The following is a 9,100-nucleotide window of genomic DNA, read 5'->3' on the forward strand; positions in this document are numbered from 1 at the left end:
TGATCACGCCGGCACAGGCAGCGCGGGCCTATAGATGCCCGCGCTGAATGGCCTGCTTTGGCTGATCGGCTACTGGCTGGTCGGAGAAGCCGTGGTTCACTTCTCCGGCCTGCCCATTTCTTCTGGCGTGGTCGGCATGTTGCTGCTGTGCGTCACTCTGGCCCTTATCGGCCGTGTGCCCACCAGCCTTGCCGCCGCCGCCCAGCCCCTGATTGCGCTACTGGCCATGCTGATCATGCCCGGCGTGGTCGGGGTCTTTTTCATTCTCGATCAACTGGCCGGACAGTGGCTGGCCATCCTGGCGGCGCTGCTCCTGGGCACGCTGCTCAGCGTCTTGACCACGCTGTGGTTGCTCAAGCGTCTGATGGGACGTGAACATGGCCAGTGACACGCTCACCTTATTGACCGCAACGCCCTTGTTTGCCGTGGGCCTGACGCTCGCGGCTTACCTCTTGGGCACCGCGCTGTTCCGGCGGCTGGGCCACCCGGCCTGGCTACCCGCCATACTGATTGCTGCCTTGCTGCTGGCGGCTACGCTTGCCGTGCTGGGCTTGCCTTACCCCATTTACCAACAGGGGGCGACCTGGCTGACCGTACTGCTGGGGCCTGCCACCGTGGCACTCGGCATGCCTCTTTATCAACAGCTACCGCGTATCCGTGAGCTATGGCGCCCCCTGGCGGCTTGCCTGCCCGTGGCGGCGTCTCTGGCCGCCTGCTATTCCCTGGGGATTGCCTGGCTGCTTGGCGCCAGCCCAGAAGTACTCGCCTCCATCGCGGCCAAGTCCGTCACTGCCCCGATTGCCATCGGGATCACCGAACAGTTGGGTGGCAGCGTTGCCTTGTTGATGGGCGCGCTGCTGGTTACTGGCGTCGCCACCATCCCGATGGTGAGCCTCGCTGCCAGATGGCTGGACATTACCGACGAGCGCCTGCTCGGATTCGCTCTGGGGCTCAACGGCCATGCCATTGGTACCGTCAGGGCCTTTGAGATGAGCCCCACTGCCGGTGCCTTTGCCTCCCTCGGGATGAGTTTGACGGGCATTTTCACCGCGTTGCTGCTGCCATTCGCCTGGGGTCTGCTGGGAGCTGGCAACTGAGCAACGGGCGCTGAAGTACGTTATCATCTAGCCACTTTTTTTGGGGCCGCTTCGCGACATGGCTAACGCAACCGCTAAGTTTCGCATTGCAATCAATGGGTATGGACGTATCGGCCAGTGCGTACTGCGTGCACTGGTGGAGCGTGGCCATCCCGATCTGGAAGTGGTCGCCATCAACGAACTTTCCGACCTGGCTACCATCACCTATCTCACCCGCTACGACACCACCCACGGGCGTTTTCCTGGCGAGGTCGAGAACGAGGGTGATGCCTTGGTGATCAACGGCCAGCGCATTCAGGTGCTATGTGAACGCGCCCCCGATGCGCTTCCCTGGAAAGCCCTGGATATCGATCTGGTCCTGGAGTGCTCAGGAAGCTTCAAGGATCGCGCCACGGCGGAGCGGCACCTGAAGGCCGGTGCACGGCAGCTGCTGTTTTCCCAACCGGCAGAAAACGACGTGGATGCCACCATCGTGTGGGGGATCAACGAGCATGAGCTCAGCGGTGCACAGCGCATCCTCTCGGCGGCGTCCTGCACCACGAACTGCCTGGTGCCCTTGCTGACGATACTGGATGAAGCGCTGGGGCTGGAGCACGGTGTCACCACCACGATTCACTCGGCCATGAACGACCAGCCAGTCATCGACGCCTACCACCAGACCGACCTGCGCCTTACCCGCTCGGCGATGCAGTCCATCGTCCCGGTCGATACTGGGCTTGCGGTGGGCATCAGCCGTCTGATGCCAACGCTGGCAGGCCGCTTCGAATGTCTGCACGTGCGCGTTCCCACGATCAACGTCTCGGCCATGGATGTCTCGCTTACCGTACGCCGCGACACCGATGCCCAGCAGGTCAATGCACTGCTGCGCGAGGCCAGCCAACAGCGGCTGGCAGGCGTGCTGGGCTATACCGAGGCCCCCATGGCCTCCATCGATTTCAATCACGACCCTCGCTCTGGCATTCTGGACGCCACGCAAACCAGAGTGGCAGGCAAGCGCCTGCTCAAGCTGCTGTGCTGGTTTGACAACGAGTGGGGGTTTGCCAACCGTATGCTGGATATCAGCCAGCGGCTGGCAACGCTACGCCAGCGGGCATGACCGCCACGACCTTTCATTCGCTTGAACACGAGGAAACCGCTCACATGAACGTGCAAAAGATGACCGACCTGCCCCTGGATGGGCAGCGCGTACTGATTCGTGAAGACCTGAATGTGCCGATCAAGAACGGCCGTGTTTCCAGCGATGCTCGCCTGCGTGCTGCGCTGCCGACCATACAAGCTGCCGCCAAGGCGGGCGCCAAAGTACTGCTCATGAGCCACCTGGGCCGCCCCACGGAAGGTGAACCCGCTGACGAGTTCTCGCTGGCCCCTGTCGCCGAGCACCTGGGCGAACTGCTCGGCAGCCCCGTCAAACTGGTCAACGACTACCTCGACACCGCCCCGACGCTGCAGAACGGTGACGTGGTGTTGCTGGAGAACGTGCGCTTCAATCGTGGCGAGAAGAAAGACGACGAACAGCTTGCCAGGCAGTATGCCGCACTGTGCGACATCTTCGTGATGGACGCCTTTGGAACCGCTCACCGTGCCCAGGCCTCTACCCATGGCGTCGCGCGCTTTGCTCCCCAGGCATGTGCTGGCCCCCTGCTTGCCCAGGAACTGGATGCCCTGGAGAAAGCGCTGGCCAATCCCGCACGCCCCATGGCGGCCATCGTCGGCGGTTCGAAGGTCTCCACCAAGCTGGACGTGCTGAACGCACTGTCGGAAAAATGCGATCAATTGATCGTCGGTGGTGGTATCGCCAACACCTTTATTGCGGCAGCAGGCTATAATGTGGGCAAATCGCTCTACGAAGCAGACCTGCTCGACCAGGCCAAGGCGCTGATGGCCAAGGTGAAGATTCCGCTGCCTACCGACGTAGTGGTGGCCACCGAGTTTTCCGAAGCAGCAGAGGCGGTGGTCAAGCCCGTCGATCAGGTGGCAGACAACGAAATGATTCTGGACATTGGCCCCGACACGGCCGCCCACTTGGCCAGCCTGCTCAAGGATGCTGGCACGATCCTGTGGAACGGACCCGTGGGCGTGTTTGAAATCGACCAGTTCGGCAAGGGGACCGAGGTCATTTCCCGCGCCATTGCCGACAGTGCCGCGTTCTCTATTGCTGGAGGTGGAGACACCCTGGCGGCCATCGACAAGTACGCGATCGCTGACCGAGTCTCCTATATCTCGACCGGCGGCGGAGCATTTCTCGAATACGTGGAAGGCAAGCAGCTGCCGGCCGTTGCCGCGCTGGAAGCCGCTGCTCAGCGCTAATACTTAGAACTCTGAACATACAACCCAATAAGGTGACCCCATGGCTTTGATTAGCATGCGCCAGATGCTCGACCACGCCGCCGAATACGGCTACGGCATTCCCGCGTTCAACGTGAACAACCTGGAACAGATGCGGGCCATCATGGAAGCCGCTGACGCGACTGACTCCCCGGTGATCGTGCAGGCATCTGCTGGCGCACGCAAATACGCTGGCGCCCCCTTCCTGCGCCACCTGATTCTGGCGGCGGTGGAAGAGTTCCCGCACATTCCGGTCGTCATGCACCAGGATCACGGCACCAGCCCGGCTGTCTGCCAGCGCTCCATTCAGCTCGGCTTCTCCTCCGTGATGATGGATGGCTCCCTGGGCGAAGACGGTAAAACGCCGATGGATTACGACTACAACGTTGACGTGACCCGTCGTGCCGTTGAAATGGCCCATGCCTGTGGCGTCTCTGTAGAAGGCGAACTGGGCTGTCTGGGCAGCCTGGAAACCGGCATGGCCGGTGAAGAAGACGGCATTGGCGCCGAAGGCAAGCTGGATATGGAGCAGATGCTCACCGACCCGGAAGAGGCTGCCGAGTTCGTCAAGGCGACCCATGTGGACGCCCTGGCCATTGCCATCGGCACCAGCCACGGCGCTTACAAGTTCACCAAGCCGCCCACGGGCGATACGCTCTCGATCCAGCGTATCAAAGAGATCCACGCTCGTATTCCGGATACCCACCTGGTCATGCACGGCTCCTCCTCGGTGCCCCAGGAGTGGCTGGAAGTGATCAACCGCTACGGTGGTCAGATCCCGGAAACCTACGGTGTACCGGTGGAAGAGATCATCGAGGGCATCAAGCACGGAGTGCGCAAGGTCAACATCGATACCGACCTGCGTCTGGCCTCGACCGGCGCCGTGCGTCGTTTCATGGCCGAGAACCCATCAGAGTTCGATCCGCGCAAGTTCCTGAAAGAAACCGTCACAGCCATGCGCGATCTGTGTATTGCCCGCTATGAAGCCTTTGGCACCGCAGGCAACGCGAGCAAGATCAAGCCGATCAGCCTGGAAGCCATGTTCCAGCGCTACGAGCGTGGTGAGCTGGCGCCCAAGATCAAATAAGCAGCGCCTCGCGACGACATCAAGGCGGCCTTCGGGTCGCCTTTTTTATTGCAATGCAGCAATAATGAGCTATTACTAAACAACTCCGCCCATTTCTTCACCAGGTAGCCTTCTCCATGAAGCACACCCCTCTGCCAATGCTGACACCGCCCCTGATGTTCCTTGACCTGTGGAAAGCAGGCATCATGGGCATGGAGCTATGGAGCTCTTCGCTCTCCACGATTTCCATGCGTCAGCAACTATGGCAAACGCAGCCCTTTTTCAGTCCTGCCATGATGCGTGAAAACCAGCGCATGGTGACTGAAAAGATCGAGGCCAGCGTGGAAGCTGGCCTCATCATGCAAAAAGTCTTGTTCAGCGCCATGCGCGGTCAGTACGCGCCATGGTGGACAACCAGTCAACAAGCCATGAAGCCTTACCATCGGCGCAGCAGTGCCAACTCACGACGCTTGTCGCGTTAAGCGGCATCGCATTACTGATCGCTGCTTTGCTCTTCACTGCTCTGTTCGTCTTCACCTTGCAACATGGCGTCATCGGCACTGCCGGTGCCCCCAGTGCCGCCTTCGGCATGCTCTTCATCATCGTCGCCAGCATCTTCCTGCGCTTGTGAGGCGGGCTGTTCGTCGCGTCGGACGGCCCCCGCCTTGATACCGTACGTCTCTTCCAGCGCCGCATCATCCAACGCTTCGTGCTGTCCATTCTCAGCCGCGGTATCTGCCCACGCGCTGGCCGCGACTACACACAAGGATGCACTCAAAACCCAAGGTAATAGCCAAGGGGATACTCGCATATCAATCTCCTTTTTCATGATGCATGTCGTTGCACCTGTTCACTATAGCCGCTCCGAGGGATAAGCACCTGCCAGGGGCTTTCCCGACGTGCAGCGACTCCGCCATCGACGAAAACGTAAAAAATTATCAAACAGTGTTCACAAAGGAGCTAAAATCCCGTTCAATAGCAAGATGGTCGGCTTACCCCAACATGCGTAGTGCTTCAGGTACTGCAAGGAACTGACATGCCGCTTCCACTTTTGTTGTTTGACTGTGATGGCACGCTCGTCGATAGCGAACCCCTGCTTGCCGAAGAAATGGCACGCGGCCTCAATACGGTGGGGCTTCCCTTCGCTGCCTCCGACTATATGGGCGAATTTCGCGGCGCCCGCTTTCGCAGGATCGTCGCCGAGCTGCAGGACCGCCATGGTCAAGTCGACATCGAACAACTCGAGCGCATGGAGCACGATATGCGCGCCAACCTGGCCACGCGACTGACCAACGAACTCACCACCATTCCCGGGGCACTGGAAGCACTGGAAGCCTTGTCGCACTACCCCAGCGCGGTGGTTTCCAACGGCCCGGAAACGAAGATACGCGCGGCGCTGAAAGCCACGGGCCTGACCCATTACTTCGATAACCGCCTGTTCAGCGGCTATACCGCCAACTGTTGGAAACCCGAGCCGTGCCTGCACTTACATGCGGCCAGCATCATGGGGTTTGCTGCCGCACAGTGCATTGCCATCGACGATGCGCTGGTCGGCGTCAGGGCAGCACTTCAAGCGGGCATGACGGTGATTCATTTAAACCGCTTTCCAGATGCCGAAAATACCCCGGAAGGCGCTATCATGATCAGTAACATGTATCAGTTGCCTGCCGTTGTGGAGCGTTTGACCCGCGAGCGATGGCACACGGCAATGCCGCATCACTCGACAGCGAAATAACCCTCAGCAGAGACAAGACATGGCTTCATTACGTGACCAACTGGGTGGTCTGGTGTATTCCACCGAGCATGGCAAGACATGCCCCCAGTGCCGTGCCGCGATTGACGACTGCCACTGCGAAGACGCCAGCGAACAGGCACGATTGGCTACGTTGGATGGCATCGTGCGAATTCGACGAGAGACCAGTGGCCGCAAAGGCAAGGGTGTGACCACCATCAGCGGTATACCGCTGGCCCACGCGGAGCTGAAAGCACTGGCCAAGACCCTGAAGCAGCGCTGTGGCACCGGTGGCGCCGTCAAGCAGGGCGTGATCGAAATCCAGGGAGATCATCGCGAAACCCTGCGTGACGCGCTAACCTCCATGGGGTATCAGGTAAAATTGGCAGGCGGTTGAAGTATTGATGTAGCACCAATCGCTCTACTTCTGGTAAACGGCTCAAGGGCAAGGCATCGCAATGGTTTGGTTGGAATACCTGCTACCTCTCATTTTCCTGTTTCCGATGGCGGCAATGGGCGGTATCGTGCTGGCGCTGCGCAGTCTGCATGATGCTCGCGTGCAGTCTCCTTTCGATGCCCCGCTTCACGAGCCTGGGCAGGCACTGCGTTACCGGCTGGATCAAGCATTCTCGAGCCTATTTCTAAACGGTACGCTAGGGCCTTTGGTGAGTCTGGCGCCCTTGGTCTACGGCATGGGCCGCATGCTGTTCGTGGAGCAGCAGGACTGGGTGGAGTGGGCACTGTACGGGCTGCTCAGCACGCTGCTGGTACTGGCGTTTTCACTGCTGCTGGTACGCGATTACCAGCGTATCCGTCGCCTGAAGCTGGGCTTGGCCTGCGAGCTGGCCGTTGGCCAGGAGCTGGAGCGACTCATCCGTCCGGAGGCACACCCTTACTATGTGTTTCACGACGTACCTACCGACAGCTTCACCATCGACCACGTGGTCGTGACGCCCCATGGCGTCTTTGTCGTCGAAACCCGCGCCAGAGCGCTGGCGATAGGTTCGGATGGCCGCGAGCTCAATAGCGTGGCCGTCGAACGCGAACGGCTGCGCTTTCCCCATTGGCAGGAGCGTCGCCCACTGCACAAGACGCGTCAGGGGGTCAATTGGCTCACCCAGTGGCTGGAGCGACGCTGTGGGGTGCCTGTTCCCGTTCGAGGCGTGCTGGTGCTGCCTGGCTGGCAAATCGATACCAGTGAGGCAGCTTCGGACATTCTGGTGGTCAGCGGAGAGCGGCTGTCACGCCAGTTGAGCGAGCTTAAACCGGGCCATATGAGCGACGTCATCCATGACAAGGTCATCCATACCTTGCTGGAACGGGTACGGCTGATGGAGCTAAAACATTTGCGCCACCCGTCGGTTTAATCCCCGCGCAGCCGCCCGCCCATTTCCTGGGCAAGGTCCACGGCGTAGTGGTCGGTCATGCCACCAATGAAATCCAGCATACGACGGTAGCTGTCGTAAAGCGTCCAGGAGGGCAGCGGCGTGTTTTCACCGATCAGTGCCAGCACGCGCTGATGCTTGAAAGAGCTTTGCCCGGTATGGTGTAGCTCATGGGCAGCACCAATGAACGCCTCCAGCAGAATCCCCAGCGTGGTGTAGGCACCGATTTCCAGCTTGGCCTTGCGCTCGTTCTGGAAAATGCGTTCTCGAGCCAACTGCTTGGCAGACTGCACGCCCCAGCCCAGATCCGGATGGCAAAGCTCCAGCAGGTCATCGCTCAAGGTACCGCTCAGCAGCGCCTGCTCATGCTGTACAAACACGGCCGCCACATCATTGACCGCACGCTCCATGGCTGCCCCCCGCAGTAGCGCGATACGGCGGCGCTGCGAGACACTCTTGCGCTGCATCTCTTCATACTCAGGGGGAAATTCGCCAGCAATCTGACGCAGTATTTCGACGACTTCTTCGTAACGCAGAATCCCCATTTCGAGGCCATCTTCCAGATCCAGCAGCGCATAACAGATGTCATCCGCCGCTTCGACCAGCCACGCCAGTGGATGACGGCACCAGCGCTGCTCGCCCTGAGGAATCAGACCCACGGCGTCAGCGACTTCCTTGAGCAACGCCTGCTCGGACTGATAACAGCCAAACTTGCCAGCGCGGCCACCATAGCGAACGGTCCAGGGATATTTCAACAGAGTCCCCAGGGTTGCTGCAGACAACCGCATGCCGCCGTTGAACTGGTTGTACTCGATCTGCGTAATGACACGAAATCCCTGAGCATTCCCCTCATAGGTCAGCAGATCCTGGCGCTCCTGTTCGGCGAGCCCCTCCAGCAAGCCACTCCCCTCGGCACGGCGAAACCAGTCACGAATGGCATATTCACCGGCATGGCCAAAGGGGGGGTTACCGATGTCGTGCCCGAGACAGGCCGTTTGCACGATGACGCCCAGGTCAGCTGGGGTGATCCACTCCGGCAGCCGATCACGCAGCAACTCGCCGACGATCATGCCCAACGAGCGGCCCACACAGCCGACTTCCAAGGAGTGGGTCAACCGCGTATGGATATGGTCATTTTCGGTAAGGGGATGCACCTGCGTCTTGCGCCCCAAGCGACGAAAGGAGCCTGAGAAAACGATGCGGTCATGGTCCTTGTGGAAAGGAGTGCGCCCTATTTCGCGGTTACTGCCGGGGCGCTTGTCATGTAAGCGTTGAGGGGAAAGTAACTGATCCCATTGCATTTGTGTCATCGGCCCTCCTCCTTGGAGCCTTCATTCTGACATAAAAGCAGCGGGTGTAGACAAATTTAACACACAGCAAAAAGCCCCGAACACAGTGTGCTCGGGGCTTTCTACGGGATAAGTGCCTGACGATGACCTACTCTCACATGGGGAGACCCCACACTACCATCGGCGCTAAGCGGTTTCACTTCTGA

The 9,100-nt window shown here is 59.9% G+C and carries 11 protein-coding genes and 1 rRNA gene; 9 read left to right on the forward strand and 3 right to left on the reverse strand.

Annotation, left to right across the window (positions count from 1 at the left end; genetic code table 11):
- Positions 1–34 precede the first annotated feature (34 nt).
- From CWI66_RS13740 to CWI66_RS13765, 6 genes are all read left to right on the forward strand, one after another.
- Positions 35–388, forward strand: coding sequence for a CidA/LrgA family protein (locus tag CWI66_RS13740; RefSeq protein ID WP_081137895.1), 354 nt, complete (start codon positions 35–37; stop codon positions 386–388).
- Positions 378–1,097, forward strand: a complete 720-nt coding sequence (locus CWI66_RS13745; protein WP_100731991.1) for an LrgB family protein — start codon at positions 378–380, stop codon at positions 1,095–1,097. The genes CWI66_RS13740 and CWI66_RS13745 overlap by 11 nt, the downstream gene beginning before the upstream one ends.
- Before the next feature lie 58 nt (positions 1,098–1,155).
- Positions 1,156–2,193: a type I glyceraldehyde-3-phosphate dehydrogenase gene (locus CWI66_RS13750; protein ID WP_016915655.1), complete on the forward strand. Its 1,038-nt coding sequence runs from the start codon at positions 1,156–1,158 to the stop codon at positions 2,191–2,193.
- Positions 2,194–2,237: 44 nt separating this feature from the next.
- Entirely contained in the window at positions 2,238–3,404 is a 1,167-nt protein-coding gene (locus CWI66_RS13755) for a phosphoglycerate kinase (protein ID WP_016915654.1), read from the forward strand.
- Positions 3,405–3,444: 40 nt separating this feature from the next.
- Positions 3,445–4,509 (forward strand): class II fructose-bisphosphate aldolase, encoded by a 1,065-nt coding sequence (gene fba / locus CWI66_RS13760; RefSeq protein ID WP_016915653.1) that lies wholly within the window; start codon positions 3,445–3,447, stop codon positions 4,507–4,509.
- 116 nt (positions 4,510–4,625) lie between these two features.
- A complete protein-coding gene (locus tag CWI66_RS13765) occupies positions 4,626–4,970 on the forward strand; it encodes a hypothetical protein (RefSeq protein WP_016915652.1) in 345 nt (114 codons plus the stop codon).
- An 11-nt stretch (positions 4,971–4,981) separates the two neighbouring features.
- Here CWI66_RS13765 and CWI66_RS13770 read toward each other — a convergent pair whose 3' ends face one another.
- On the reverse strand, positions 4,982–5,299 hold the full coding sequence (locus CWI66_RS13770) for a hypothetical protein (protein ID WP_016915651.1): 318 nt from the start codon (positions 5,297–5,299) through the stop codon (positions 4,982–4,984).
- Positions 5,300–5,524: 225 nt separating this feature from the next.
- Here CWI66_RS13770 and CWI66_RS13775 point away from each other — a divergent pair, with 225 nt between their 5' ends.
- The 3 genes from CWI66_RS13775 to CWI66_RS13785 all read left to right on the forward strand — a co-directional run bounded on the left by CWI66_RS13775 (position 5,525) and on the right by CWI66_RS13785 (position 7,587).
- Positions 5,525–6,223: an HAD family hydrolase gene (locus CWI66_RS13775; protein WP_016915650.1), complete on the forward strand. Its 699-nt coding sequence runs from the start codon at positions 5,525–5,527 to the stop codon at positions 6,221–6,223.
- A gap of 19 nt (positions 6,224–6,242) precedes the next feature.
- On the forward strand, positions 6,243–6,617 hold the full coding sequence (locus CWI66_RS13780; protein WP_016915649.1) for a translation initiation factor Sui1: 375 nt from the start codon (positions 6,243–6,245) through the stop codon (positions 6,615–6,617).
- Positions 6,618–6,678: 61 nt separating this feature from the next.
- The gene (locus CWI66_RS13785; RefSeq protein ID WP_016915648.1) at positions 6,679–7,587 is read left to right on the forward strand and encodes a nuclease-related domain-containing protein; all 909 of its coding nucleotides are present in this window, start codon (positions 6,679–6,681) and stop codon (positions 7,585–7,587) included.
- Here the strand turns inward: CWI66_RS13785 and CWI66_RS13790 are convergent.
- Both CWI66_RS13790 and rrf read right to left on the reverse strand, forming a co-directional pair.
- Entirely contained in the window at positions 7,584–8,915 is a 1,332-nt protein-coding gene (locus CWI66_RS13790) for a deoxyguanosinetriphosphate triphosphohydrolase (RefSeq protein WP_016915647.1), read from the reverse strand. The two genes, CWI66_RS13785 and CWI66_RS13790, sit on opposite strands and share 4 nt — an antisense overlap.
- 114 nt (positions 8,916–9,029) lie before the next feature.
- Positions 9,030–9,100, reverse strand: a 5S ribosomal RNA gene (gene rrf / locus CWI66_RS18715); the annotation flags it as partial.

Source organism: Halomonas sp. 141, assembly GCF_002810305.1.
Classification (GTDB): domain Bacteria; phylum Pseudomonadota; class Gammaproteobacteria; order Pseudomonadales; family Halomonadaceae; genus Vreelandella; species Vreelandella stevensii.

Bases quoted from the DNA above. Each gene is read 5' to 3' on its own strand.
- CWI66_RS13740 (WP_081137895.1), top strand. From the start codon at position 35: ATGCCCGCGCTGAATGGCCTGCTTTGGCTGATCGGCTACTGGCTGGTC.
- CWI66_RS13745 (WP_100731991.1), top strand. From the start codon at position 378: ATGGCCAGTGACACGCTCACCTTATTGACCGCAACGCCCTTGTTTGCC.
- CWI66_RS13750 (WP_016915655.1), top strand. From the start codon at position 1,156: ATGGCTAACGCAACCGCTAAGTTTCGCATTGCAATCAATGGGTATGGA.
- CWI66_RS13755 (WP_016915654.1), top strand. From the start codon at position 2,238: ATGAACGTGCAAAAGATGACCGACCTGCCCCTGGATGGGCAGCGCGTA.
- fba (WP_016915653.1), top strand. From the start codon at position 3,445: ATGGCTTTGATTAGCATGCGCCAGATGCTCGACCACGCCGCCGAATAC.
- CWI66_RS13765 (WP_016915652.1), top strand. From the start codon at position 4,626: ATGAAGCACACCCCTCTGCCAATGCTGACACCGCCCCTGATGTTCCTT.
- CWI66_RS13770 (WP_016915651.1), bottom strand. From the start codon at position 5,299: ATGCGAGTATCCCCTTGGCTATTACCTTGGGTTTTGAGTGCATCCTTG.
- CWI66_RS13775 (WP_016915650.1), top strand. From the start codon at position 5,525: ATGCCGCTTCCACTTTTGTTGTTTGACTGTGATGGCACGCTCGTCGAT.
- CWI66_RS13780 (WP_016915649.1), top strand. From the start codon at position 6,243: ATGGCTTCATTACGTGACCAACTGGGTGGTCTGGTGTATTCCACCGAG.
- CWI66_RS13785 (WP_016915648.1), top strand. From the start codon at position 6,679: ATGGTTTGGTTGGAATACCTGCTACCTCTCATTTTCCTGTTTCCGATG.
- CWI66_RS13790 (WP_016915647.1), bottom strand. From the start codon at position 8,915: ATGACACAAATGCAATGGGATCAGTTACTTTCCCCTCAACGCTTACAT.